Origin of the sequence: uncultured Shimia sp. (assembly GCF_947493595.1) — a bacterium.
In the GTDB taxonomy this organism is placed as follows: domain Bacteria; phylum Pseudomonadota; class Alphaproteobacteria; order Rhodobacterales; family Rhodobacteraceae; genus Shimia.
This window is the reverse complement of the sequence record NZ_CANLRL010000006.1, coordinates 1-26,641: the sequence shown is the minus strand read 5'-3', so window position 1 is coordinate 26,641 and position 26,641 is coordinate 1. Positions and strand designations below refer to the sequence as shown.

26 protein-coding genes are annotated in these 26,641 nt (G+C 57.4%); 2 read left to right on the top strand and 24 right to left on the bottom strand.

Features of this window, described 5'->3' with window-relative positions:
* Positions 1-62: 62 nt before the first annotated feature.
* Both ileS and Q0955_RS14280 read left to right on the top strand, forming a co-directional pair.
* A complete protein-coding gene (gene ileS, locus Q0955_RS14285) occupies positions 63-2,969 on the top strand; it encodes an isoleucine--tRNA ligase (protein WP_299425222.1) in 2,907 nt (968 codons plus the stop codon).
* 73 nt (positions 2,970-3,042) lie between these two features.
* Positions 3,043-3,495, top strand: a complete 453-nt coding sequence (locus Q0955_RS14280; RefSeq protein WP_299425220.1) for a methylated-DNA--[protein]-cysteine S-methyltransferase — start codon at positions 3,043-3,045, stop codon at positions 3,493-3,495.
* A 14-nt stretch (positions 3,496-3,509) separates the two neighbouring features.
* Here Q0955_RS14280 and Q0955_RS14275 read toward each other — a convergent pair whose 3' ends face one another.
* The 24 genes from Q0955_RS14275 to Q0955_RS14160 form a co-directional block, all read right to left on the bottom strand.
* Positions 3,510-4,205, bottom strand: coding sequence for a CDP-alcohol phosphatidyltransferase family protein (locus Q0955_RS14275; RefSeq protein ID WP_299425219.1), 696 nt, complete (start codon positions 4,203-4,205; stop codon positions 3,510-3,512).
* Positions 4,206-4,326: 121 nt separating this feature from the next.
* The gene (locus Q0955_RS14270; RefSeq protein ID WP_299425217.1) at positions 4,327-5,139 is read right to left on the bottom strand and encodes an NAD(P)-binding domain-containing protein; all 813 of its coding nucleotides are present in this window, start codon (positions 5,137-5,139) and stop codon (positions 4,327-4,329) included.
* A 48-nt stretch (positions 5,140-5,187) separates the two neighbouring features.
* Positions 5,188-6,600 (bottom strand): PepSY domain-containing protein, encoded by a 1,413-nt coding sequence (locus Q0955_RS14265; protein ID WP_299425216.1) that lies wholly within the window; start codon positions 6,598-6,600, stop codon positions 5,188-5,190.
* A gap of 74 nt (positions 6,601-6,674) precedes the next feature.
* Entirely contained in the window at positions 6,675-7,040 is a 366-nt protein-coding gene (locus Q0955_RS14260) for a DUF2946 domain-containing protein (protein WP_299425214.1), read from the bottom strand.
* 3 nt (positions 7,041-7,043) lie between these two features.
* Entirely contained in the window at positions 7,044-7,697 is a 654-nt protein-coding gene (yihA, locus tag Q0955_RS14255; RefSeq protein WP_299425213.1) for a ribosome biogenesis GTP-binding protein YihA/YsxC, read from the bottom strand.
* Positions 7,697-8,440: an MOSC domain-containing protein gene (locus Q0955_RS14250; RefSeq protein ID WP_366140692.1), complete on the bottom strand. Its 744-nt coding sequence runs from the start codon at positions 8,438-8,440 to the stop codon at positions 7,697-7,699. Before Q0955_RS14250 ends, yihA begins: the two co-directional genes overlap by 1 nt.
* Complete coding sequence (gene yidC / locus Q0955_RS14245) at positions 8,440-10,260, bottom strand: membrane protein insertase YidC (protein WP_299425211.1); 1,821 nt, start codon at positions 10,258-10,260, stop codon at positions 8,440-8,442. The genes Q0955_RS14250 and yidC overlap by 1 nt, the downstream gene beginning before the upstream one ends.
* Before the next feature lie 142 nt (positions 10,261-10,402).
* On the bottom strand, positions 10,403-11,890 hold the full coding sequence (locus tag Q0955_RS14240; RefSeq protein ID WP_299425209.1) for a bifunctional diguanylate cyclase/phosphodiesterase: 1,488 nt from the start codon (positions 11,888-11,890) through the stop codon (positions 10,403-10,405).
* Positions 11,891-12,014: 124 nt separating this feature from the next.
* On the bottom strand, positions 12,015-12,884 hold the full coding sequence (ttcA, locus tag Q0955_RS14235; RefSeq protein WP_299425207.1) for a tRNA 2-thiocytidine(32) synthetase TtcA: 870 nt from the start codon (positions 12,882-12,884) through the stop codon (positions 12,015-12,017).
* Positions 12,885-13,234: 350 nt separating this feature from the next.
* A complete protein-coding gene (locus Q0955_RS14230; RefSeq protein WP_299425206.1) occupies positions 13,235-13,738 on the bottom strand; it encodes a hypothetical protein in 504 nt (167 codons plus the stop codon).
* A gap of 63 nt (positions 13,739-13,801) precedes the next feature.
* Positions 13,802-14,074, bottom strand: coding sequence for a membrane protein insertion efficiency factor YidD (gene yidD, locus Q0955_RS14225; RefSeq protein WP_299425205.1), 273 nt, complete (start codon positions 14,072-14,074; stop codon positions 13,802-13,804).
* A 59-nt stretch (positions 14,075-14,133) separates the two neighbouring features.
* Positions 14,134-15,441 (bottom strand): ATPase, encoded by a 1,308-nt coding sequence (locus Q0955_RS14220; RefSeq protein WP_299425204.1) that lies wholly within the window; start codon positions 15,439-15,441, stop codon positions 14,134-14,136.
* 116 nt (positions 15,442-15,557) lie between these two features.
* Complete coding sequence (locus Q0955_RS14215; protein WP_299425203.1) at positions 15,558-16,091, bottom strand: prepilin peptidase; 534 nt, start codon at positions 16,089-16,091, stop codon at positions 15,558-15,560.
* Between the two features lie 9 nt (positions 16,092-16,100).
* Positions 16,101-16,949 carry a tetratricopeptide repeat protein gene (locus Q0955_RS14210; protein WP_299425201.1) on the bottom strand — a complete coding sequence of 283 codons (849 nt, stop codon included), beginning with the start codon at positions 16,947-16,949 and terminating at the stop codon, positions 16,101-16,103.
* Positions 16,950-16,980: 31 nt separating this feature from the next.
* Positions 16,981-17,517, bottom strand: coding sequence for a tetratricopeptide repeat protein (locus tag Q0955_RS14205; protein ID WP_299425199.1), 537 nt, complete (start codon positions 17,515-17,517; stop codon positions 16,981-16,983).
* Positions 17,518-17,572: 55 nt separating this feature from the next.
* Positions 17,573-18,547, bottom strand: a complete 975-nt coding sequence (locus tag Q0955_RS14200) for a type II secretion system F family protein (RefSeq protein ID WP_299425197.1) — start codon at positions 18,545-18,547, stop codon at positions 17,573-17,575.
* A 12-nt stretch (positions 18,548-18,559) separates the two neighbouring features.
* Positions 18,560-19,528 (bottom strand): type II secretion system F family protein, encoded by a 969-nt coding sequence (locus tag Q0955_RS14195; protein ID WP_299425196.1) that lies wholly within the window; start codon positions 19,526-19,528, stop codon positions 18,560-18,562.
* Positions 19,529-19,534: 6 nt separating this feature from the next.
* On the bottom strand, positions 19,535-21,019 hold the full coding sequence (locus Q0955_RS14190) for a CpaF family protein (protein ID WP_299425194.1): 1,485 nt from the start codon (positions 21,017-21,019) through the stop codon (positions 19,535-19,537).
* A 15-nt stretch (positions 21,020-21,034) separates the two neighbouring features.
* Positions 21,035-22,273 (bottom strand): AAA family ATPase, encoded by a 1,239-nt coding sequence (locus Q0955_RS14185; RefSeq protein ID WP_299425192.1) that lies wholly within the window; start codon positions 22,271-22,273, stop codon positions 21,035-21,037.
* Positions 22,274-22,559: 286 nt separating this feature from the next.
* Positions 22,560-23,216 (bottom strand): OmpA family protein, encoded by a 657-nt coding sequence (locus Q0955_RS14180; RefSeq protein WP_299425191.1) that lies wholly within the window; start codon positions 23,214-23,216, stop codon positions 22,560-22,562.
* A gap of 14 nt (positions 23,217-23,230) precedes the next feature.
* Positions 23,231-24,631: a type II and III secretion system protein family protein gene (locus Q0955_RS14175; protein ID WP_299425189.1), complete on the bottom strand. Its 1,401-nt coding sequence runs from the start codon at positions 24,629-24,631 to the stop codon at positions 23,231-23,233.
* A gap of 244 nt (positions 24,632-24,875) precedes the next feature.
* Complete coding sequence (gene cpaB / locus Q0955_RS14170) at positions 24,876-25,745, bottom strand: Flp pilus assembly protein CpaB (protein ID WP_299425188.1); 870 nt, start codon at positions 25,743-25,745, stop codon at positions 24,876-24,878.
* A 196-nt stretch (positions 25,746-25,941) separates the two neighbouring features.
* On the bottom strand, positions 25,942-26,142 hold the full coding sequence (locus Q0955_RS14165) for a hypothetical protein (RefSeq protein WP_299425186.1): 201 nt from the start codon (positions 26,140-26,142) through the stop codon (positions 25,942-25,944).
* 86 nt (positions 26,143-26,228) lie between these two features.
* Positions 26,229-26,429 carry a hypothetical protein gene (locus Q0955_RS14160; protein WP_299425185.1) on the bottom strand — a complete coding sequence of 67 codons (201 nt, stop codon included), beginning with the start codon at positions 26,427-26,429 and terminating at the stop codon, positions 26,229-26,231.
* Positions 26,430-26,641 lie beyond the last annotated feature (212 nt).

The following is a 26,641-nucleotide window of genomic DNA, read 5'->3' as shown; positions in this document are numbered from 1 at the left end:
GTATGGAAGACCGCGCCGCCCCTTGACCATTCCAGATACGACGCCTGAAAAGGACCGGACACATGTGTGCCGATACACCCGAATACAAAGATACGCTGAACCTGCCAAAAACCGATTTCCCGATGCGCGCGGGGCTGCCCAAGCGTGAGCCTGCGTGGCTGGAACGCTGGGAGAAGATGGGCGTGTATGACCGTCTGCGCGAGAAAGAGGGCCGCGAGCCGTTTATCCTGCATGACGGCCCGCCCTATGCCAACGGCCACCTGCACATCGGCCACGCGCTGAACAAAACCATCAAAGACATGATCGTGCGCTCTCATCAGATGATGGGCCGCGACGCGCGCTATGTGCCGGGCTGGGACTGTCACGGGCTTCCCATCGAGTGGAAGATCGAAGAGCAGTACCGCAAAAAAGGCAAAGACAAAGACGCGGTTGATATTGTGGAGTTCCGTCAGGAATGCCGCAAGTTTGCCGAAGGCTGGATCGACATCCAGCGTGAGGAATTCAAACGTCTGGGCATCACCGGCAACTGGCCTGACCCTTACATCACCATGGACTATCACGCCGAGGCTGTGATTGCCGATGAGTTCATGAAGTTCCTGATGAACGGAACGCTGTATCAGGGCAGTAAGCCTGTGATGTGGTCGCCGGTGGAGAAAACCGCGCTGGCCGAGGCCGAGGTGGAATACCACGACAAAGAGAGCTTCACGATCTGGGTGAAGTTTAAGGTCGCCAACGAAGACAGCGATCTGAAAGACGCACAGGTTGTGATCTGGACCACCACACCTTGGACCATCCCGTCCAACAAGGCCGTCGTCTACGGCGCGGACATTGCCTATGGCCTGTATGAAGTGACCGGCACGCCGGAAGAAAGCTGGGCCAATGTAGGCGATCGCTTCTTGCTGGCTGACAACCTTGCAAGTGACGTGATGACACGTGCGCGTCTTGACGCAGACATGTGGACACGCGTGCGCGACGTGTCTGCTGACGAACTGTCCGGTCTGGATTTGAAACACCCGCTGCATGGCGCCGAAGGCTCTGAAGGCGAATGGGACGATCTGCGCGATTTCCGCGCGGCGCCGTTTGTGACCGACACCGAAGGCACCGGCTTTGTGCACTGTGCGCCGTCTCATGGTATGGAGGAATTTGAACTCTACCGTGACCTCGGCATGCTGGAGCAGATGATCACCTATAACGTCATGGATGACGGTGGTTTCCGCAAAGAGCTGCCGTTCTTTGGTGGCACCTACATCCTGAACCGCAAGGGCAAGGAAGGCGACGCCAACAAGAAGATCATCGAAAAGCTGGTCGAAGTGGGCGGTCTTCTGGCGCGCGGCAAGATCAAGCACAGCTATCCGCACAGCTGGCGCTCCAAGGCCCCGATCATCTATCGCAACACGCCGCAGTGGTTTGCCTCTGTGGATCGTAAGCTGGATGACGGCATGGGCGAAATGGGCGACAGCATCCGCGAACGCGCGCTGCGCTCGATTGATGAGCTGGTGAAATGGACCCCGCAAAAGGGCCGTAACCGTCTGTTCTCGATGATCGAAGACCGCCCGGATTGGGTGCTGTCCCGCCAGCGCGCCTGGGGCGTACCGCTGACCTGTTTTGTCAAAAAAGGTCTTCTGCCAACCGACGAAGGCTTCTTGCTGCGTGATCCAGAGGTGAACGCCCGTGTGAAAGCGGCGTTTGAAGAAGAAGGCGCGGATTGCTGGTACTTTGACGGCGCAAAAGAGCGCTTCCTGGGTGAAAACTACAACGCGGATGAGTGGGAGCAGGTGTTTGACGTGCTCGACGTGTGGTTTGACTCCGGCTCCACCCACGCCTTTGTGCTGCGCGACCGCGAAGACGGCGTGGCTGACGGCATTGCCGATGTCTACATGGAAGGCACCGACCAGCACCGTGGCTGGTTCCACAGCTCGCTGTTGCAGGCCTGTGGCACCAAAGGCCGCGCGCCTTATCGCAACGTTGTAACCCATGGCTTCACGCTGGATGCCAAAGGCAACAAGATGTCCAAATCTTTGGGCAACACCATTGTGCCGGAGAAAGTTGTGCAGCAGTACGGTGCGGATATCCTGCGCCTGTGGGTGGCTCAGACTGACTACACCGCGGATCAGCGGATCGGTCCGGAGATCCTGAAAGGTGTGGCGGACAGCTATCGCCGTCTGCGCAACACCATGCGCTTTATGCTGGGCTCGCTGTCTGAGTTCACCGAGGCGGATCGTGTGGATGTGGCGGAGATGCCGGAGTTGGAGCGTTGGGTGCTGCACCGTTTGGCGGAACTCGACCATCAAGTGCGCAAAGGCTATGCGGAGTTCAACTTCCAGGGCGTTGTCTCTGCGGTGTTCAACTTTGCCACGGTAGAGCTGTCTGCGTTCTACTTCGATGTGCGCAAAGACGCGCTCTATTGTGATGGCGACACGCTGAACCGTCGCGCAGCCCGTACCGTGCTCGACATCCTGTTCCACCGCCTGACCACATGGCTGGCACCGGTGATGGTGTTCACCATGGAAGAGGTCTGGCTGGAGCGCTTCCCGGGTGATGACAGCTCTGTGCACCTGATCGACTTCCCGGAGACTCCTGCGGATTGGCTCAACGAACCACTGGCCGCCAAATGGGCTGGTGTACGTGACGTGCGCCGTGTGGTGACCGCAGCGTTGGAAATCCAGCGGACCGATAAGGTGATTGGTGCATCGCTTGAGGCGGCACCAGTTGTGCATGTGCGTGACGCGGATGTAGTTGCGGCGCTCAAATCGGTGAACTTTGCCGACATCTGCATCACTTCCACCATCGAGGTGAGCAACGATCCGATGCCAGCTGAGGCCTTCCGCCTGCCGGAGATCGAGGGTGTGGGTGTGGTGTTTGAAAAAGCCGACGGTGAGAAATGCCAGCGGTGCTGGAAAATCCTGCCGGATGTTGGCCAGCACAGCCACGCCGGTGTCTGTGGTCGGTGTAACGACGCATTGAGCTAATTTGCGCTCCAAATGATGCGCATTCTGAGGCGTCCCGCTTGCGGGGCGCCTTTTGCTTGGGCAGGGTAGGTGCATGTTGAGACTGACCGTAGACACGCCGACCGGCCCGATGACCCTTTGCGAGAAGGATGGCGCGATTGTGCGCGCCGAATGGGAGAGCGGCGGGGTCGATGATACGCCTCTGTTGCGCGAAGCCGCTACGCAGTTACTGGCGTATTTTGACGACCCCGCGCAGGGATTTGATCTGCCCCTGAAGGTGGAGGCGTCTGAATTTCAACAACGTGTCTGTGATGCCATGTTAGCGATCCCGCTTGGGGAAACCCGCACCTATGGCGAGCTGTCCAAAGACCTGGGTGTGCCGGCGCAAGCTATAGGGCAGGGTTGTGGCGGCAACCCAATCCCGGTGATCATTCCCTGCCATCGCGTTCTAGGCGCAAATGGGCTGGGCGGGTTTTCCGGCCTAGGGGGCGTGGAGACCAAGGTTTGGTTGCTCAAGCATGAGCGGGCGGGAAACCTGTTGATCTGATCTTGATGGTGTGCCTACAGCGTTTCACGGTAGATGAGCTGCTGCGCGGCGCCGGCAACGGTCAAGTAAACCGAGGTGGCAACCAGGCCCCAATGCGCCCAACTTTCCGGATGGAAATCTACCCAGGCGGCCCAACCGGCAAAGAAGGTCCAAGCCAGTGCCATCGGAAAGGTCACCAAACGCCAGCGTTTGGTGCGGGTGGGGTGCACAAATTTGATCGGCAGGAACATGGTGACGGCCAGCACGGTCACAAGCGCGAGGCTGACCCAGAAATTAGGCTCCACCGCAAAGATCACAATCACCAGCATGTTCCAGCATCCGGGGAAGCCGGAGAAGGAATTGTCTTTGGTTTTCATGCGCGTATCCGCAAAGTACAGCGCGGAGGCAAAGGTGATGATGATGATCGCACACCAGCCGGTCCAACCGTCCATCAGCCCGGATTTGAAGAGGGCATAGGCCGGAATGAAGACGTATGTCAGGTAGTCGATGATCAGGTCGAGCAAGACGCCGTCAAATTCAGGTGCGTTTTTCTTTACATGGTAGTGACGCGCCAACGGCCCGTCTATGCCATCCACAAAAAACGCCACCACCAGCCAAAGGAACATCAAGCTCCATTTGCCATCCACAGCAGCCAGCATGGCCAGCATGGCAAAGACAGCACCGGTGGCGGTGAGGAGATGGACGGCGAGGGCGCGGGTACGAATGTTCATGGGGGTGTCATGCCGGAAATAGCGTATGGTTGCAACGGTTGTGCGCCCCTGCTGCGGAATGAGGTGGGCGCGGACGGGAGCCTCCGGCGGGGATATTTTGGGCCAAATGAAGAGGGGCGCGTTAGGGCCGTGGTTTGAGCGCAAAGATTGCCTGGCGCACAGTTTCCGGCAGCGTGGTGTCGGCATCGTCAGGGGCGGCATCGAGTGCGGAGGCCACGTCTTTGGTCAGGATGCCTATGGTGTTGTCCGCGTCCCAGCCATCGCGGGCAAATTCGATGGTGTTGAAACCGGAAGCGAGCCAGTTTTGCCCGGACGATGTGTGGATCAGGTTCAGAAGCGCGTCTTCGTCGATGCCGGATTGATCAGCCCAATCCAGAACCAGCCGTGTCATGGCGGTGTTGGAGGCGGCCAGAAGGTTGTTGAGCACCTTGGCCTGCATGCCTGCGCCAAAGTCGCCCATGATATGAAAATGCGCGCCCATGGCGTCAAACAGTGGCTGGTGTTGTTTGAGCGCACCAACGTTGCCGCCCAGCATAAATGACAGTCGCGCCTGCTCTGCGGCAATGGCGGCACCGGACATGGGGGCGTCAATCAGGGTGATGTGGGTAGGGACGCGGTCCCGTAGAGCACGGACATATTTGGGTGACAGGGTGGAGGAGATGATCACGGTTTGCAGATTGGGCGCGGTTTCGATCAGGTTTTGAGCGTCAAACAACACGTCATCCGTTTGCGCAATGTCGCGCACCACGGTGATGAGCACGCGCAGGTCTGTGCGGAAGTCATCCAATGTGCGCATGTGTGGGGTAAGGTCGCTAAAGTCTGCGGGTGGACGCACGTCAAAACCTGTGGCGTCAAATCCGGCAGAGCGCAGGGCAGCCAACATTGGCGCGCCCATCCGGCCGCAACCTGCGACACCAATTCCTGTGAAGTCCATAGGCTCTCCAAAAGTGCCCCGCCCACCGTCGCGGACGGGGCGGGAGGGTTAGGACAAAGCGCGTTTGAGCGCGGGGATGTTGCCCACCACTAACACGTCAAACGCCAGCACAGCCAGCAGGGTCACGCCAATCAGCGGGAAAGCCACGGAGAGCAACGCCGCAATCAACAAAACACCTTTGAACAGGGGCATGTCCGCTGGCGCGGGAGGTGCAGCCAGGCGCAGGGCTTTGGCGGGGCGGCGTTTGAGCCACATGACCACGCCGGAGACACAGACAAAGATCACCATCAGGCAGAACGCTGTGTTCAGGAGCAGGTTCCACAGGCCCATGAGCCCCATATGCAGAGGAATGCCAACCGCCATGGATTTGCCTGCCACGGAATAGTCCGCAAAACGGACTTCCGCGAGGATTTTGCCGGTGTATTGATCCACGTGAATGGTTGCATCAACTGTTGGCGTCGCGCTGTCGCCACTCATGCTGTCCTGATTGATGGTCCAAACGCCGGTTTCATCGCGTGGATAAGCGACCCGGAAGCGGCCTTCGAGGCCCAGGTTGCGGCCCAAGGCCACGAGGCTGTTAAGATCAACTGGCGCGCCTTCCGCAGTGCCGGTCACACCCACATCAGAGCCGGAGACTGGCATAGGCGTTTGTTCCAGCGCCCAAGGCACATCGTTTTGGTTGCCGTGGTTCATGCTGGCGTGGGTGCTGTCTGACAGGGGCACGTCGTTCCACTTCTCCGCCGGGAAGGTGGACCAGGCCTGCACGTATTTGCCACCCCAGATGCCGGCCCAGGCGAGGCCAGAGATCAGGAAAACCACCAGCAAGGCTGAAATCCAGAAGCCGGTGACCGCGTGCAGGCTTTTCCACAAGGCGCGACCTCGGGCCTTCAAGTTGGGAATAAACACCGATGTGTCGCCGCCGCGGGGCCACCAGAGGTAGAGGCCTGTGAGCACAAGCACGAGGCCAAGGCCTGCTGCGATTTCGATCAAACGGTCGCCGGTGTCACCTAGCAAGAGCGAGCCGTGCACATTGTCGGCAAAATCATACCAGCCGGTGCGGCGGTCCCAATTGCCCAGCACATCGCCAGTGTAGGGGTTCACGGCCACCATCTGGTGAGTGTCGCCGGTGTTGATGCGGAACACGGTGGCGAGCGCATCGGATTTGGGGCCGATGTATTCGACCACGTCACCGGGCACAGCGGATGTGGCGGCGGCGGCTTGGTCCGTGACGCTTAACGCGGAGCCTTGTGGGGTGACGGCGATCTTTTCACCATCGCGTCCGTCAAACTGGGTGATGAACATCATCATCAAGCCGGTCACGGCCAGCATGATCAGGAACGGCACCACATAGAGCGCGGCGTAGAAATGCCAGCGCCAGGCGGCGAAATAGAGTTTCTGAGAAAGGGACGTTGCGCTGGGTTGCTCTGTGCGCACGTCGGCAAATTGGCTGTCCTTGGCCATGGGATAGACATCTCCTGATGGGCCACACCCGAAACGTCGGGATGGCTTATGTATTGATTGATTGTGTTGGAAACTCAGGAGAGAGTTGGGGGACCACGGGCGTCATAGCGGCGGTGAAAGCCGGCGCTATTGTGGGTGAAATCTTGATGCTGCCAGCGGTCGGTCAGGGATGCCGCGAGCGGCATTGGGAAGGGACCGTTCAGGACCTGAACAGCTTCGGCAATTGTGGAGAAAGCGCAGGGGCTGCGCTTATCCTCGGTTTGCTCATGCAGTGGCACCGGCGCTCCGGTGTGGTCCACAAGCACTTCGACCATCTCGTCACCTGTACAAAGCACAAGCACCATCTGGCCATCACCCAACGTCTTTGGCATCCATCCTGTTGGGATGGCCGCTGAGGCCAAAACGGCCAGCAGAAGCAACAAAGACGTCAGATAACGCATGGTTTATTCAAGTCCAGCGATAATGGAGCGCAGCGTCGCGATACCGTCGCCCTTTTCGGAGCTGGTCAGTACGATCTCGGGAAAGGCGGCCGGGTGCTTGGAGAGCTTCTCGCGCACCTGCTTGAAAGTCTTCTCGCGGTCTTTCTCTTTGACCTTGTCGGCCTTGGTCATCACCACCTGAAAGGTCAGCGCGGAGCTGTCCATCAGGGACATGATTTCTTCATCGACGTCTTTGATGCCGTGGCGGGTGTCAATCAGCACAAAAGCCCGGCGCAGGTTGGCGCGGCCGGAGAGATATTGCTTCAGCAGGCGCTGCCATTTCTCCACCACGGCCAAGGGGGCATTGGCGTAACCATAGCCCGGCAAGTCGACGAGATAATGGCTCTCTGTCAAAGTGAAGAAGTTGATTTCCTGCGTCCGCCCCGGCGTATTGGAGGCTCGGGCCAAACGGCTGCGGTTGGTCAGCGCGTTGATCAACGTGGATTTACCTACATTGGAGCGCCCCGCGAAACAGACCTCAACGCGGTCACCCGCTGGCAGGCCATCCATGGCGACCACACCTTTGAGGAAGTCGGAGTTGGAGCCGTCAAACAGCTTGCGGCCACGTTCCATCGCGATTGGTTCTGGATCTTCGACAAATGGGAAGGGAAGTTGCATCAGAGCACCTCTGCTGTGTCGCCGACGGTAATGTCGCCGGATTTGGTCACCACACCGTAGACGCCAAAGTCCTGATGACCAAAGGCTTCGTTCAAAACACCCAAAGTGTCCGCGTCGCGCACACCTGTGTCGGTGTTGGCGGTGGTCGCCTTGCAGCGCGTGATGCGCTCGCGCACCTCAATTTCGGTGCCGCCAATGCGCAGCGTTTTGCCAATCCAGTCAAACTCTTCCCATGGGGCGAACCCATCAAGCCAGACGTTGCCGCGCCAGCGCTCGGTGGCGAGCTTGCGCCCCAGACGGCCTTCGATGGCGCGGTGGCTGGCGGTGGTGTGGATGGCGATCGATGGGAAGGGGCTGTCGGTCATGCCGAATTCACCTGCGGGCACCAGCTTGGCACTGGCGGCGCGGTCTTTGGGCATGATGGGACGCACCCAATCGATCAGCTTGTCGCCTTGGGTTTTCGGATCAAAGGTCAGCTCCCAGAGATCCGGGTGCTGCAAGGTGATTTTGCCACTGGCTTCGTCGACCTTGGCGGTGATCGCCTGCAGCGAAGGGGCGCCTGCCGCGCGGGAGAAATTCACGCAACGCGCCCATTCCCCACCTTCGGTTTTGGCGCGTTCATGCGCGACGGCGTAGCGGCGATCCCAAGGGAAGGTTTGCCCTTCCACCAAAGAGACATGACCCACGGACTCGCGTCCGTGGGCCTTGATCGGGTGTCGCCAAAGAGCGGAGACGGTTCCCATTATTTGGCATCCTCCGCGGGTTTCTTTTTGAAACTCGATTTGATGTTGCCAAACACGTCAGGCTTATAGCCGTGAATGCGCATGATGCCGTACTGCTGGGTGAAGGTGATCACGTTGTTGGTGATCCAGTACACCACCAGACCGGAGGCAAAGCTGCCAAGCATGAACATGAAGACCCATGGCATCCACGCAAAGATCATTTTTTGCGTTGGATCGGTTGGGGCCGGGTTCAGCTTCTGCTGCAGCCACATGGAGATACCCAGCAGAATTGGCAGAATGCCAAGGCTGAAGATCTCGAAGAAGCCCAGTTCTGGAACGCCGAAAGGCAGCATGCCAAACAGGTTGAAGATCGAGCTTGGGTCCGGCGCAGACAGGTCGGTGATCCAGCCAAACCAAGGCGCGTGCCGCAGTTCTTTGGTCACAAAGATTACTTTGTAGAGCGAGAAGAAGATCGGGATCTGGATCAGGATGGGCAAACAACCCGCTGCCGGATTGACCTTTTCTTTCTTATACAGCTCCATCATCGCCTGCTGCATCTTCTGACGGTCGTCGCCAGCGTTTTCCTTAAGCTTCTCCATCTGCGGCTGAAGTTCTTTCATCTTCGCCATGGAGGCATAAGATTTGTACGCCAGCGGGAAGACGATGATTTTCAGAACCACGGTCAGCGCGATAATCGCCCAGCCCATGTTGCCGATGACACCATAGAGCCACATCAGCAGCCACATGATTGGCTTCGTGAGGAAGGAGAACCAGCCCCAGTCGATGGACTCCAGCAGGCCTTCAACACCCTCGTCGTTCTGATAGTTGCGAATTTTGCCCCAGTCTTTGGAGCCCGCAAACAGACGGGAGTTGGCAGTTGCGGTTTCACCTTCGGCCACCTGCATGGTCTGCATCACGGCTTCGGTTTGGTAGATGTCACGGGAGGCGTCGTATTTGGCCACGGATTTAAACGGCTTGCCCTGTTCTGGGATCAGTGTAGCCATCCAGTAGTGATCGGTGAAGCCGATCCAGCCGTTGGCTTCGACTTGGGTCACTTCCGCTGGCGCGCCTTCGCGTTGATCGAATGTGTAATCGGTCATGCCGTCATAGTCGGTTTCGGTCAGCTCGCCGTCAGCCATGGAGATCAGGCCTTCGTGCAGGATGAAGAAGTTCTTCAAATCCTCAGGTTCGCCGTAGCGCGCGAGAATGCCGTAAGGCGCCAGCGAAACTGTGCCCGCACCTTTGTTTTCCACGGTTTGTTCAACGGAGAACATGTAGTCCTTGTCCACCGAAATGGTGCGGCGGAAGATCAGGCCTGCGCCGTTGTCCCATTTCAGGGTGATTGGCGTCTCAACTGTGAGGGTTTCGCCAGTTTCTACAGTCCAAAGCGTGTTGGAACCTGGAACTTGATCCAACGACAGACCTGCACCCGGTGCCCAACCATAGAGCGCGTAGTAGGCATTTGGCTCCCCGTTGGGGGAGAGGAAGGTGACGATGGGTGAATCTTCGTCCTGGGTCTCGCGGTAGTCGTTGAGCTTCAGATCGTCCAGACGGCCACCCAGCAGAGACACAGAGCCGGACAGGCGCGCGGTGTCGATCTCTACGCGGGGCGCATTGGCCACTTCGGTCGCTTCCACCGAGGTGGCGGCACCGGAATTTGCAGAGTCCGTGGTTGCTGTGACCGGCGCGGTGGACGGTGTGACTGCGTCGGTGCTTTCGACAGCTGTCAGTGCGTTGGGGTCCTGAGTTGCCTCAGGAGGGGGAAACAAGACGAACCAAATCAGGATGACGCCAAAACTGAGCGCCGTCGCGAGGATGAGGTTCTTGTTCTGATCGTCCATTGCCACAAGCCATCTGTCGTTGAAAGGTTGGGGAGGTTCAACAGAGGTGGCGACCAAAGGTCAAGGGGATTCGACCCAATTGGCACGAAACGCGGCGGTTCGTTGCGTGTGGGAAAAGCGCAGTTGCACTGGCGAAGCGTGCTTAATGTGGCTTATTGCCAATCTGAAGCGCAGGACCGATTTTCTCCTGATGCTCGGTCATCCATTTGATGGTCTCATAAAATGGCATCGGACGGGCAATGCCATAGCCTTGCACATGAGAGCAGCCAAGCTGTGCCAGCATTGCGTGTTCTGCTGGATTTTCAACACCTTCAGCCAATGTTTCCAGCCCAAGACGCTCCGCCATGGTGACAATAGCGGCAATCATGCGCTGCTGATCGGGGTCTTTGTCGATGTTGGTCACAAAAGAACGGTCAATCTTGATGCGCTTCACCGGCAGGCGGCGGATTGAGGAAATAGACGCGTGGCCTGTGCCAAAATCATCCAAATCCACGGTGCAGCCCAAAGCGCTGATCGCTTCGACGTTGCGCACCACCATGTCATCCGGTGTTCCGGCGACAACACTTTCCAGCACTTCGATGCCGAGGCGCTTGGCGTCCAGCTCGGTGCGGTCCAACTCCCATTGGATACGTTCCACCAGGGTGGGGCTGCGCAGCTCCTCACCAGCGAAGTTCACGCCAACCATTGGCACGGTGAAGCCCGCGTCATCCCAGGCGCGTACCGCATCAAGCGACTGGCGCAGCATCAAGTCGGCCAATTGGCCCATTTGGCCGGTTTGGTGCAGTACATCAAGGAACTGGATTGGCGCCAGAATGCCGCGCTCCGGATGTTCCCAGCGGGCCAAGGCCTCAAAACCTGTGACAAGGCCGGTGTCGGTGGACACCTGAGGTTGGAACCAGGCGCGAATTTGGTCACGTTGCAGGGTGCGGGCTGCTTCGCTTTGGGTTTTACGGCGCGAAATCACCTTGCGGCCCATGTCGGTGGAATAGGCGCGGATGTTGCTGTCACCGGTCAGCTGTGCTTCGCACATCGCCATATCGGCCGCCTGGATCATGGCGGTGGCGGAGGGGCGGTTCAGTCGGGAAGACAGGCAGAAGCCTATGGAACAGCTGACATAAATCGACGCCATTTGCAGCGGCACAGGCTCTTCAATGGCGGTTTGGAAACGCGTTGCCATCTGAATGCCGCTCTCGACGTCAAAATACGCAATTGGTTCAAGCGCAACCGTGAACGATGCGTCGCCGGAGCGTGACACCAAATCGCCTGACCGCAATGCATTTTTTAGGCGCTCAGCCACATAGCGCAGCACCTCTTCGGCGGCTTGATCTCCGTGGTTTTCGCGCAGGCGGGCAAAATTGTCGATCTTGATCGAGAAGCAAGCGGTGGTGCGGCCATCTTCCTCAAGGGTTTCCATCTTTTCCTGCATCTGGCGCTCAAACCCAGCGGGGGTCAACAAACCCGTCAGCCCGTCCACTTCGCTTTTCTTGCGGCGTTTGGCTGCGGCCATTGGGGAGAACATCAATAGGGGCAGGGGCAGCAAGAAGGCGCAGATCAAAAGGCCCATCTCACCAAATCCCAACCAAGCGGCCAAGGTCACCAGCGGAAACAGAAGAGGCACTACCCGACGCATAGAGGACTCCCGGGTCCAAAAAGCCCGAAATGAAGTCAGGAATGTGTCCAGTCGCGACTGCATATGAGGTGTCCTATGACGCATAAAACTTGGTCTAGTGTCAGCGATTCTCTTAAGTGATCAGTTAACGTAGCTTAGGGATCGTATCCGAATTTTGTTCAAATTTTACTGATTCTCGAATTAATCCGGCAAAATCGAACAGTTTTGGATCCATCATGTGGCTTGGACGGATGTTGGTCAGGGCCTTAAACATCACCTGGCGGCGTCCTGGGCTGTTGGCTTCCCATTGATCCAAGATCTGCTTAACCTGTTGGCGTTGCAGGCCATCTTGAGATCCGCAGAGGTCACACGGGATGATCGGGTAGTTCATCGCTTTGGAGAATTTCTCACAATCTTCTTCGGCCACATGCGCCAGCGGGCGATAGACAAAAAGATCGCCTTCTTCGTTAACAAGCTTGGGCGGCATGGTTGCCAGGCGGCCGCCATGGAAGAGATTCATAAAGAAGGTTTCGAGGATATCGTCGCGGTGGTGACCCAGGACAACAGCACTACAGCCCTCTTCACGGGCGATGCGATACAGGTTGCCACGGCGCAGGCGGGAACAGAGCGCACAGAAGGTCCGCCCCTCCGGGACTTTGTCTTTCACTATGGAATAGGTGTCCTGATACTCGATGCGGTGCGGCACCTGCATCTTCTCCAGAAAGGCGGGCAGGACGGTGGCCGGAAAGTTGGGCTGGCCTTGGTCCAGATTGCAGGCCAGAAGCTCGACCGGCAGCAGGCCGCGCCATTTTAACTCATGCAAAACTGCGAGCAGGGTATAGGAATCCTTACCACCGGAGAGGCAAACCAGCCACTTCGCGCCGCGTTCGATCATGCCGTATTGTTCAATCGCCTCGCGCGTCTGGCGCACGATTCGTTTACGCAACTTCTTGAAATTGGCCGAAGAAGGCGCGTCCTGGAACAGCGGGTGAATATCATTGAGGTCGTCTAACATGCCGTGCCTTATGCGAGGGGTCTTCCAGGGTCAATCTATCCCCAAGGATATCCACAGGTTGGGAGACGACCGCAAGCGTTCCTAAGGAAAACCGGACCCCGTGTGATTTCGGGCACACGTCGCTTGCATGGCTTTTGGTTTCGGATGTGCGGGTAACTTGAGGTGGTAAGGCCCTGTTTTTATGAGGGTTTACGGCCCATTTGGCGGTGTTTGTGGGCGGCAGGCCAAGCGCAGTTCACGGAACAGTGACCAGCTGGGGGGGGGGCGGTTTGGGAAACACTGTGTTTCCCTGCGTCCGCAGTGCGCATCCGGGCGCATGGAGAGGCGCCCAGACAGGAAAAAGCAAAGGTTTACTGAAGCTGGTCTTCGTTGCACTTCTTGGCAAGATCCAGTGCCTTGGCGGTGCCAGCCAGGTCAACGATGAAGGAGTATTCCTTTTCAGGGAACACGGTCATGGTCGGCGCCCGGCGGATAGCGTCATACACCTCTGGATCATCGGTCAACACGTAGCCGCCGCTGTAGCCTTTGGTGATGTTGCCGCGCATACCGGTGGCCTCGCCGACATAGAGGTTTTCGCCAATCAGCAGCGCCACGTCCTGTTTCACGTCGGTACGAATGTTGGTTTCGGCCTTGGTGAAGATACCGATATAGCCAATCGCGCGATCTTTGGTCAGGCCCATTTGGATCACGTTGTCAAAGTCGTCTTTGGTCTCCACCAAGCACGTGCCTTTTTCGGTGTCGATGTGCACGTTCCAGCCGTCTACCGCGCCGTATCCTACAAATTTGTCAGCCAGTACAGCGGTGCTGCCCAAGGTCAAAGCGGCCGTTGTGGCCAAGATGTGTGAAAGGCGCATTGGAAATCTCCTGAAAGGACAATTGAACGCGCACAGGCTAGCACTCTCTTGGGTGGTGTCCAGTCAGGTTTCGCGGTTTGGCCTGTCGCTGGATGCGTCATTTTTGTCGCCACAGCAGGGCGGCACAGGATCATAGCCGCTGCTGCCAAAGGGGTGACAGCGGCCAAGGCGGCGCAGGGTCAGCCAGCCGCCCTTGATGGCACCATGTTTTTCCAGCGCTTCCAACGCGTAGGCAGAACACGTGGGCTGATAGCGGCAATTGAAGCCAACCCACGGGCTGAATAGCAAGCGGTACGCGCGAACAGGCAAGGCGGCGATATGGGAAAGTGGCGACATGTGGCCTATGTAGGCGAAACAGGGCGCATAAAAAAGGCCGCGTCATGCGGCCTTTTGGATCACTTCACGATGTGCTCGTCTTTCACAAACATATTGGCCCAGGCGCGATCAATCAGATCAGGCCGCATTTGATAGGGAATGCCCTCAAATTCACAGATCGAGATAATCTGATCGATCAGGAACACCGGCTGATAGTTGGCGTAGGTGTTGTCAATTGTTGGATACTTGGTTTTGAGCAGGTGAATGAGCGATGTCTCATCTAACGGCAGACCTTTTTTCTTCGCCACAAGGGCAAAGATTTTCAGGAAGTTCTCCTGGCTTGGGCCGTCGATTTTGATTTTGTAGAAGATCCGGCGCAGGGCCGCTTGGTCAAAGATCTCGTTTGGGTGGAAGTTGGTGGAGAAGATCACCAGCGTGTCAAACGGCACTTCGAACTTCTCACCGGATTGCAGGGCGAGAATGTCCTTGCTCTCTTCCAAGGGCACAATCCAACGGTTGACCAGCGCCTGAGGGGGTTCTTCCTGTCGCCCCAAGTCGTCCACGATGAAGATGCCGCCGGTGGATTTAAGCTGCAACGGCGCCTGATAAGTGCGCGCGGTCGGGTTGTAGACCAGATCCAGCATTTTGAGAGACAGCTCACCACCGGTGATCACGGTGGGGCGGTCACATTTCACATAGCGGCTGTCAAACCGCGCGGTGCGGCGCAGGCTGTTTTCGTCTTGCTCGTCGCCTTCGGCGGCGGAGTGCACAATCGGGTCATAGACTGTGATCACCTGGCCGGCGTATTCGATGGCGTGGGGCACATAGACCTTGTCGCCCATCGCGTCGCGGATGCCGTTGGAAATTGAGGATTTACCGTTGCCGGGCGGACCATACATCAGGATCGAGCGGCCGGAGCCCACGGCTGGTCCCAACTGGTCCAGCAGGTCTGGCGGCAGGATCAGGTGCCCCATCGCGCCGGTGAGTTGGTCGCGGGTGATCTGAATGTTGCGGATCGACTGGCGTTTGACTTGCTCGCGGTAGACATCCAGCGGCACCGGCATGGCACCAAAATACTCGGATTGTGCCAAAGCGTCCTGTGCGCGGCCTTTGCCGGCATCGGTCAGCTGATATCCCATTTCGTCGCCAGAGTTGGCATTAAGCGTGCCGGTTGCCTCCAGCAGGCGCTGCTCGCGGGCCATGTCGACAAGCTCTTGTGTCACAGCACGGGGCAGGCAGATGGCCTTGGAGATGTCACCCACCATGTCCACGTTTTTGCGGAACATGGTTTTCAAGAGGATGTCCCGCATCATCACCAGCGGAAGTTTCATATCCTCGATCCGCTTGGGTGGCGGTGGGGCCATCACGTTGGTGGTCTGCATGTTCATCGACGCAACACTCCTGATTGAGGGCCGCGGGGCCCTCGGTCTGTTTCCATCCCATAGACAATCAAAAGGTGGCGTTTTTTGGGCCGCAGTAGGCCGGCATCGTGGAGGATGTGTTTTTATTGGCCGTGCATCACGCCCAAGATGAGGTAGGTGCAGAGCGCCACACCAATGCCGGTGCCCATGGGCAAAGTCATCTGGTCGCCCTTGCCAACATTCACACCGCTCTCAGAGGCCTTGAGCTTCCAGGCGGCCCAGTCCGGCGCCAAGTTGCGCAAAGGGGTAATGCGTACAATCAGTGTGGCCAAAGTGGCAACAATGATCGCGCCAAAGGTGATCATCAGCATGTAGCTGGCATCCCCTTTGTTGACGTAAAGGGCTGCCACTGCGGCCATTTTTACGTCTCCGGCGCCAACTTGGCGGGCCATCCACATCACGAGAAGAACGGCAAAGACCACGCCGTAGTTGGCAAAACGCCAGGCAAATTCCATGATTGGCAAGGTCAGAAGTCCCACCACCACAAAGATCGCAAACAAGGCCCAGACGGACAGGTTGCTGATGCGTTTGTGTTTCATGTCCACCCAGAAGATGAACACGCAAAGCGGCAGCGCCGGGAGCAAAGCCCAAAGCGCAAAGGTGCTGGAAACCTGCATCACGAAACCTTAGCCGTTTTCAAGCGCATCCAGGGCGCGCACGGCGGCCTCAAAGTGTTGTGGATGGGTTTCCACAGCCTCACGCAGCAACACTTTGCCAGTTTCGGTGTCACCTTGTTTGATCGCAGACAGCGCCAGCGTGTGCAGCAGCTGCGCGCGCTCGGTTTGCACCATCGGGATCACCGGCAGCGTGTACTGACGTTGGGCGCCACGGGCCAGAACCATGTTGTTCTTGGCGGTGAACAGGGTGTTGTCCTGACGCACAGCCTCGCCAAACAGACGCTCGGCTTCGGTGTAGTCACCACGGGTCAGCTTGGAATAGCCCCAGTTGTTCATCACACCAGCAGGGCGCGTGGTCAGACCAACGGCAATTTCATAGAAGCTGTCGGCACGGTTCCACTCTTTGTTGCTGTCCGCAATCATGGCCTCAAGGCGGTAGCGCTTAAAGGTCTCATGGGTGGGCGGAATGCTGTCCAACGTCTTTTCGGCGTCGTCCCAAAGACCGGCGCGGATTTGTGCGTCTGCCAAATCAACACGGTCGTTTGCGGTGCTGGCTTTGTTTTTGGTCACCTGTTTCCAGGCAGGGACAGCTTCGGTGAAGCGTTTGGCCCGCACATAAGACACCGCAAGACCACGTTGGATATCAATGCGATCTGGGTTGTCTTTCAACGTGCGTTTGAAATAGGCGATGCCTTCATTGGGATCGGCCACTGTCAACATCACGTCGGACAGGTTGGCTTCATCCACGGCGTTCACGTCCTGAATGGCGCGCTCGACGTTTTCACCGTCTTTTTCAGCGCAGGCTGTCAACGCGACAAGCCCGGCCACACAAATTGTCCCCAAAACAGGATGGCGCATGTTTGCGTCCTTTGCTGCTCTTGCTCTCAATTTATGGCGTCTGACGGATCACGTAGTCGCTGCTACCCCGCCGCACCAATTTATATTCTTGTTCTTTTTCGTCACCATAGACCGGTTGATTCGAATTTGCGAGTGCCAAGCGCAAATTATCGCGGATTGCGTCACTTTCGCCATTGTCCAGCGCATAAGCCCGACGCAGGATCTGTTCCGCCTCGGCATACTTGCCCCGTTCCATGAGCGTAATGCCCAGGTTGTTCCAGGTTTCCGGATGGCTGTCGTCTGCCTCCAAGGCTTGTCGCAAAAGGTCTTCGGCCTGGCCCAAACGGCCCATGACCAAATTGGCCGTGCCGACTGCGGCCAGAACATCCGGTGTCAGGCCTTGTTCCAAACCAGCGCGCACAAAAGAGTCCATCGCCAGATCGTATTCGCCCGCATCCATCAGGCGCCAACCCACGACCAGCCCGTCCACGGCCTCGCCTTTGGGGTCGACAGCGGGCGCATAGGGGCTGTCGCTGGATGCGCCAAAGCCGCCCGTGTTACAGGCGGCTACAGCAAGAGACAGTGTCATCAGGGCGATTGCCCGGAAGTGTTTCATTTGGGCCGCTTTTTTTGCTCGTTTTGCCTCACTGGCCGAGCTGCGTGATCCCAATCACAGATGGGCTGACCAAGATGATCAACAGCGGCGGCACAGTGAGCCCCATAGTGGCCAAAGTCATCTTTGTTGGCAACTTGTTTGCCGCCTCTTCAGCGCGCATCACCCGTTTGTCACGCATCTCTCCGGCATAGACCCGCAATGCTTCGGCAATCGAGGTACCAAATGTGGCCGATTGGATCAGAACCGTCACAAAGGAGGACACGTCCTGCACGCCGCACCGTTCGCCCATATCAGCCAAAACCTGAGATTTTTCCTTACCGGCCTTCATTTCGTGGGCCACAATCTCGAACTCTTGTGCCAGCGCAGGGTAGGAGGCGCGCAGTTCACCGGCCACACGCACAATGGATTGATCCAACGACTGACCCGCTTCGACGCAGACCAGCATCATGTCGAGGCTGTCGGGGAAACCGGCTGTGATCTCTTCTTTGCGTTCTGCGACACGGCGGGTGACCCAGTATTTGGGCAGGAAATATCCAGCGCCACCAGGGCCGAGTGTCCAGAACAAAATGTCCGTGGGGGTGGACTGATCGGTCTGCTTCACAAGGATAAAGTAGGCCACACCAAGCGCCAAACCGCCAATGCCCAACACCATCTGTGCCAAGTGGAAAGCCCGAACCGCGTCACGAGATGGGTATCCAGCCTGCATCAGCTTAAGACGCACCGAGCTCAGCTCTTCTTCGCTCTGCGGCTCCAGAAAGGCTTTGTATTTATCAAGCTTGGCATTTGAGGCCTTGCGGCGCAGGCGCTCTTCTTTTGTGGACCGCGCAGACGTTTTTGCGCTCTTAGCTTTGTTCAGTTTGGCAATGGGGTCGTCTTGGCGCGCCATTACGCCGGCGGCCACGAGAAGGCCAAAAAACAAACCCAGGACCAGGATCGCGATCATCGGACCACGGGGGCCAAGCATGTCGGTCAACATCATGTTCAGGGCTTCCAAAATAGTCATAGCGGGATCTCCTTAAACTTTGATGTTGGTCAGAATTTTCATGACAATGAGGTTCATGCCCAAGAATACGCCAACGGCGATACAGCCTGGGATGTAGAGCCAGTGATCTTTCACTTCGTCATAGTAATTTGGATCCATCACGTTGATTGCGATCAGCGCAAGCAACGGGAAGGCGGACAGAAACTTGCCGGACCATTTAGCCTCGGCCGTAATCGCTTTTACCCGGCGAAACAGGCGGAAGCGGGCGCGGATCACTTTGGACAGTCCGGCGAGAATTTCGGCCAGGTTACCACCGGATTGCTGTTGAATGGTCACCGCCACGGACAAAAAACGCATATCCTGCATGTCGAGACGTTCGGCCATGTCTTTCAGAGCTTCGCCAAGGTCACGCCCGTAGGCAGCCTCATCAGAAATCACCCCAAACTCGGTGGCCAGCGGATCTTCGATTTCTTTGGACACAATCTGAAGCGCGGCTGAGAAAGGGTGCCCAACCCGCAGGGAACGCACCATCAATTCGATGGCGTCCGGGAGCTGCTCCTCGATCATCGAAATGCGTTTGCCAGCTTTCATCGAGACCCAGGTGTAGACGCCACCCACCCCCATCATCACGGAGATGGCAGCACGAGTGATCACACCGGTTTGGGTGCCAACGGTGAGGCCCATAAACGCAAACACGGTCACCGCGCCCATCATCATGATGAGTTGGATTGGCGTAAACGCAATGGCCGCTTTCTGCGCCTTCTCGGCGAGCATGGAGTACAGCGGGATGCCTTTGTTCTCGCTGTGCTGTTTCATCTCCTTGCGGAGTTGCTCCAGTACCTCTTCGCGTTTGGTTCCCTTGTCCAGCATCTCCAGACGTCGGTTTACGCGGCTGTTGAGGCTGATGGATTTGCCAAAGACGGTCAGGTAGACGCCTTCGACCAATATAAAGACGCCGACAAAAATAAGGGCATAGACAATGAGTTCGGGTGAAAATGGCATGTCTGATTACCCCGCAGAAGGTTCATAAATTTCAGGCGGCAAGTCGTATCCCCAGAGGCGGAAGCGCTCGGAATAGTGAGAGCGCACGCCGGTGGCGGTGAAGTGGCCGATAATTTTGTTTTCCGGTGTCAGGCCGGTACGCTGAAAGCGGAAGATCTCCTGCATGGAAATCACGTCGCCTTCCATGCCGGTGATCTCAGTGATCGAGGTCATACGCCGCGACCCGTCCTGTAGGCGCGACGCCTGTACAATCAGGTTCACAGCCGAAGAAATCTGAGAGCGCACGGCCTTTAGGGGCATCTCGATACCAGCCATGGCGATCATGTTTTCCAGTCGAGAAATACCGTCGCGCGCATTGTTGGCGTGAATGGTGGTCATCGAGCCGTCGTGGCCGGTGTTCATCGCCTGCAGCATGTCGATCACTTCTTCGCCACGGGTCTCACCCACAATGATGCGGTCAGGGCGCATACGCAGGGCGTTTTTCAAACAGTCCCGTGGGGATACTTCGCCTTTGCCTTCGACGTTTGGCGGGCGGCTTTCCATTCGGCCCACATGGGTCTGTTGCAGTTGAAGTTCTGCCGTATCCTCGATGGTCAGGATACGTTCAGCATTGTCGATGAACGAGCTTAGCGCGTTCAGGGTTGTGGTTTTACCGGAACCGGTACCACCGGACACAATCACATTGAGGCGGGTGGACACAGCGGCTTGCAAGTAGGCGGCCATTTCTTCGGAAAACGCGCCAAACTTCACCAGGTCATCAATGCCCAGCTTGTCTTTCTTAAACTTACGAATGGAGACCAGCGAGCCGTCCACCGCAATGGGGGACACCATCGCGTTAAAGCGTGAGCCATCAGCCAAACGGGCATCCACATAAGGGTTGGATTCGTCGACGCGGCGACCCACAGCGGACACAATTTTGTCGATGATGCGCAGCAAGTGGCGCTCGTCTTTGAAGACGATGTCTGTAAGTTCCAGCTTACCCGCACGTTCGACAAAGATCTGCTTGGGGCCGTTGACCAGAATATCGTTGACGGTTTCATCTTGAAGCAAGGTTTCCAGAGGGCCAAGACCGGTGACCTCGTCATAGAGCTCCTGAAACACGGTGGTGCGCTCTTCACGATTGAGAACAATCGCTTTTTCCTGCAGCACTTCCGTGGCGATGGCGGTGATTTCCGCGCGCAACTCGCGCTCAGACGCCTTGTCCAATGCGGCAAGGTTCAGGTTGTCGAGCAGCTCGCGGTGCAGCTCCAGCTTGATCTCACCCAACCGTTCTTTGCGGCGGCGCTCTTTGTCGCCCGGCGCGACCGCGCCCGCCGCTTTCTCAACAATAGGGCGGCGCATCACCTTCTTCTCGGCGGCCACCGCGTCGGGAGTCACAACAGGGGCCGCAGCTTTTGGCGCTGGAGCCGCCTTTTGGGGGTCGGTTTTGGCAACCTTCTGGGCCACCGCCGCGGCTGGTTTTGCATCGGACTTTTTGTAGCGGGAAAACATTACCTGTGTCCTTTGTTACGCAGCTTTGTCGCTGGATTGATCCAGCGCGTGCAGGCTGGCGGCGAGTTTTGCAATTTCTTTACGGAGCGGGTTTTTGGCCGCGCTGATGGCCAGAGGCTGACCGTGGTCTGAGGACTGCGAAACCTGTTTGCCACCATCCGGCATGTTCAGGTCGATCGAGATGCCCAGACTCTCTGCCAAGCGTTTCACGCGGCTTTTACCCGCCAGATCGGTGAATTTCGGCGCCCGGTTCATCACATAGCGCAGCTTTTCAAACGGCAGATCTTCGGCCTGCAAAGCCCGCTTCAGGCGCATCGCGTTTTGTGCTGAGCGCATGTCGATTTCCATGGTGGCGAAGTACACATGCGCGGCTTGCAAGACGACCTCGGACCATTGCACCAGGGTCGATGGCATATCGACAATCACATAGTCATAGTGCTTACGCGCCATTTCCAACATGCGTTCGATGTCTTCCGGCGCAACAAGGTCCAAAGGAATAATCTCAGCTGGCGCGGTCAGCACATGCAATTTTTCTTCATAGGTTTGCAGCGCCAGACCAAAGCTTTCGCTGTCCATGCTTTCTGTGTCTGTCAGCAATTCGAAAACGGCGTCCGGGCGGGGCAGGTCCAGATAGGTGGACATGGTGCCAAATTGCAGATCCAGATCCACCAGGCAGACGCTTGGCGGTTCTGATCCGGTTGTGGCCAATTCCCATCCCAGGTTGGTGGCCAACGTGGTGGCGCCGGTGCCGCCGGCAAGGCCGTGCACCGCAATCAAGACACCTTCGCGGGAGTCCTCGGAGGCGGCAAGCTTCACTTGTGACGCGGCGGGAATTTCTGCGGCTTTGGCGGCCGCGCGGATCTTGTCAATCGCGGCCTGCAGCTCGCCCGGTGGGAGCGGGTAGGGGATAAATTCGTCGGCTCCGTGGCGCAACAAAGTGTGCAGCGACGCCGGGGTCACATCTTCGGCAATCAAGAGGGTGCGGATGTTGCGGTTGCGCGCTTCCGTGATGATCGCGGTCAACTCGTCGAGCGAATCTTCGTCCATGTCGTCCATGGCGATGGCAATGAATTCAAGCTGTTCGGCCTCGGGTTGCGCCATGAATGGCACGGCGTCCTCAAAGCCGAGGTCGCCCCATTGTTCCCCAAGAGCCTCTTCCATATCCACGATCAGAAGTTCAAAATTCTGCACGTCCCGGCAGATTGTACATGCCAGGATTGGATTTTGATCGGTTTGCAGCGCTTCGCTACTCATCTTCAGCCTCAAGTCCTCTGGCGCATGGAGCGCCTGTTGTTGTGCAGAGGTGCCCACCTCTTTTTGGCAGATGCCAGTCAATCACCCCGATTGATGGCGGACCGACTCGCGCCAGACACAGCTTGCCTCGGGACTGAAGATCACCCTCAACTTGGGCAACATTGGGGCCAAAAAGCCGAAATTGTGCGGTATTATGCGACGATCCGGACAAATGCGGCGGATCGTTTCCGGAACACAAAAAAGCCGACCCAAGGGTCGGCTTTCTCTAAAGTGTTGAAGTTGTGCGTTATTCTCCGCCGTCGCCGCCCAGGGCCAGTCCGGTAATTTTGGATGGCGGGATCGCGCTGGCTTGATATTCGCGGTAGATGACCGATCCATACCGCCCATCCAGAATGTTTGGATGATTTGAGACAAATCCGGTCACTTCAGTGACCGTGCGGCGATTCCGGCGTTCGCGGTTTTGCGTCACGACCAGAGGTTGGGTTTTGCCAAGGGAAACAACCGCTTCCAGGCGCTCACGGCCGATGCCTTGGCTCGACAAGTAAGAAACCACAGCCCGGGCGCGGCGCTGGCCGAGGGATTTGTTGTAGGCATTGCTGCCAACCGCATCAGTGTGACCATAGACTTTAAAGCGCACTTCCGGGAATTGACGGATCCACACGGCCTGCTGGCGCAGAATGGTGCGGGCGTTCTCATCCAGTACAGCGCTGTCGAAGTCGAAGTTCACCATAGTGGGCACTTCTTCGGCAAATCGGGTGGCCAGGCTCAGAACGTAAGACTTGTCCCCGTTGTGAATGCCGATGTTGTTGGCAGTGGCTTCACCAAAGGTGCCACTGTCCACCACGGAGCCGGCTTCACGGACCCAGGAGGGCAGGGCGCTGTTGTCGCCGTCCGAACAGGCGGAGATCAGTAGGAGCGCAAGTGCGGCGAGTTTCTTATACATCTCTCAGCCTTTCCTTAGTCCATCACGTAGCCGTAGGAGCCGGTGAAGTCTTGTTTGGCCACTTCACCTGCCGCTCCGCGTTGCTTTTTGGGGCCGCCGGCTGTGTGACCAAACAGGAACAGCTCTTGTTCGGTGGGGGGCTTGATCCGGTCGGTTGGCAGTGCCAGCGCTTCTCCGCGGGTCGGTGTCACAAGATGTGCAGTTACAATCACAACCAGTTCGGATTGTGAACGGGAGTAGTCGGCACTGCGGAACAGGGTTCCAAGTACAGGCACGTCCCCAAGCCATGGCAGCTGAGAGTTGTTGTCCAGGAAGTTATCCTGCAAAAGTCCAGCGATGGCAAAGCTTTCCCCGTCGCGCATTTCCACGGTGGTGGAGGCTTCGCGGCGGCTGAAGGCTGCGATGGTCACACTGCCGTCAGAATAGCCATTGGCAGTGTCCAGGGCGGACACGGCGGTCGCCAGTTCCAGGTTGATCAGATCGCCGTCCACAACGCGTGGCACAAAGTTGAGTTCCACACCGAAGGGTTTGAATTCAACCGACAGCTCGCCGCCGTCTTGAGCGACCGGAATTGGGTATTCGCCACCGGCCAGGAACTTCGCTTCTTGCCCTGAAAGAGCCGACAGGTTTGGTTCCGCCAGTGTGCGCACCATGCCTTTGCTTTCCAGCGCCTGAAGCATCAGGTTGATCTCAAAGGCACCGGCATTCAAGTTGAAGAAACCAGCACCACGAGTCCCCTCGTTCAGTGGACGGGTGCCTGTTTCTGCATCTGGCACCTGATTAAAGAAGCCGGTTTGCAAGATGTTCCCGTTGCCGGTGATCTGGAAATCGGTTGAGAGGGCCTTGGACACGGACCGCTGCATCTCGGCAAAGCGTACTTTTAGCATCACCTGCTGCACGCCGCCGACCACCATCAGATTGGAGACCCGCTCCGGCGCATAGCGCTCCGCCAGATCCAACGCACGTTGCAAACGCTGGGTGGAGGAAACGGTGCCGGACATGACAATACCGTCATTGGCAGATCGTACCTCAATCTTCTCATTGGGCAAAATCTGCTTCAGGCGTTCTTTGAACTCGGAGAGATCCGGCGCCACGCGCACATCCACGTTGGTGATCAGCTTGCCGGTGGCATCCAGCAGCGTCAGCGTGGTCAGCCCTGGCGATTTGCCCAGAACATAGATTGTGCGGTCTGACAGCGACGAAATATCCGCAATCGCCGGATTGGCGATCGACAGTTCCGCAAAGGGTACGTCGCTTTCAACCACTACAGCGCGGTTCATTGGAACGCTGAGCGAAGAGGATGTCCCGCTTCGCACCACACGCAGGGATTCTGCGAAGGACGGGGGAGCCACAAGCGGCAAAACCCCAACGGCGACTCCCAATAGGGCCGCCCCAAAAAATCTTTTCAGTGTCATTGTGACCTGCCTCTCGATCACGCCTCGGTTCGCGGGTCTTTTGCCCACATTTTCCGTCACTCTGCGCCAAGTGGCGAAATATTGCAAGAATCAATGGTTTCGCGCGGTCTGTTGAGGTGCTGGGCTGTGGGACAAGTGTCACAGGGGAAACGGGGATGAGATCGCGTTGCCCAAACAAACAAAGGCGCCCGAGGTGGCGGGCGCCTTTGATGACCTGCGGCAGGTCAGATCGTTAAAATTTGCGTTAGTTGGTGCAGGGGATCGGAATTTCGACGACCTGCGCGCCTTTGCGGTTTTTGATTGTGCAGACCTTTGGCTGCTGAACCTGAACGATTTTCTGCACCTCTGGCGCTTCTTCAGCCTCTTCGATGCCAAGCAAAATGCGTTGGTCTACCTCAAACACTTCCGCGATGGTGTCATCGTTTGCACCCACCAAAGACAGCGACAGTCGGCCAGAGCTTTGCGCCTGGGTCAGGGCTGGCACCTGCTCGGTTGTGGCGGCAACAGTTACGGTCCGGGCAACCTTGGCCTCTGCCTGCTCTTCGTTCACGGACTGGTCCACAGCGACCAATTTTACGTTGGCTTGGATCAGCTTGGTGAATTCACCGCGGTTGGTTTCGTCCCGTTCGATGCGGCCGGTCCAATAGATGTCCACACGGTCACCGGGGCGAATGTGGCCGGAGACACCGCTGGTCACGTCCACTTTGATGGTGAAGGCGCGCTCGCCATTTTTCAGGCGCGAGGTGATGCCGGCTTCTTCATCTGGCTCGGTCACTTTGGCGGCCAACAGGATCTCGCCTTTTTCCATAGACCGTAGGATCACGCGCTGGCGGTTGTTGCCGTCAGGGAACAGGACCTCCGCATCAGTGAACATGCCTTCTGGCGCGGCCTTCTTGGGCCATGCCACCCGGCGCACGTCTTTCAGTTCGAGTTTCTCGCCAAATTTCATGGGACGCGCGACCACAAAGCCATCCACCAGTTCGACGGTTGGGTTCTCGGTCTTCTGTTGAGCCAGAGCGTTTTCATAGCCCTTGATGTAGTTCTGCGCCATGTAGACTGCGAATCCCGCGATCCCCAATCCAAAAAGCAAAACGGCTGCAAATATAGCACGCATGGGTTCCACCTCGTATTTTTATCCCGGCACGAAACGCGCGGCGGGAATGGTTCCAGGACAGTCTGTCCGGCAAATGTGGCGAATTCTGGGAGCCACAGGGCTGGTTTGAGGGCAATTTTATCAGTTGCCGTCGTTAAAAACGCGAACAGGCGACCCGTTCTGGGCGCCTGTACAAAGTTCAAAGCTTGGAAGCAGATTACTCGGTCGCAATTGCGCCGCTTGTCGCGTCAGCAGCGTTGATTGTAATTGCTGCGGCGGTCACAGGGGTTGCTGTTGCGGACTCAATGGCTGCGAAAACAACAACGGCCAGACCAACGATGCCTGCGGTCAGAACCACCCAGTCAACAGTGACTGCGCCAGCTTCGTCTTTGCGGAAGTTTTTGATGAACGTGTTCATTTGCGTTCTCCGACAATGTTTGAGGGATGGCCTCTTTAGAAGAAAGGGCGCTCACCTGGCGCCCTTTCTGATTGTGTCAGCCGAAATTATTCGGTTGCGATGGCGCCGGAAGTCGCGTCAGCGGCGTTCAGAGCCTGCGCTGCTTCGGTTGTCAGGTTGCCAGTTGTGGTTTCGATAGCGGTGAACGCTGCAACGGCCAGGCCAACAACGGCTGCGGTCAGAACAACCCAGTCTACGGTTACTGCGCCAGCTTCGTCTTTGCGGAAGTTTTTGAAAAACTTGATCATTGGAATTCTCCAGAAATTTTGTGTCAGACATGGGAGGCGGGATGGAACACCCCGCGCTCAACCAAGTGTGTCAGCCGAAATTACTCGGTTGCGATGGCGCCGGAAGTTGCGTCAGCAGCGTTCAGAGCCTGCGCTGCTTCGGTTGTCAGGTTGCCAGTTGTGGTTTCGATAGCGGTGAACGCTGCAACGGCCAGGCCAACAACGGCTGCGGT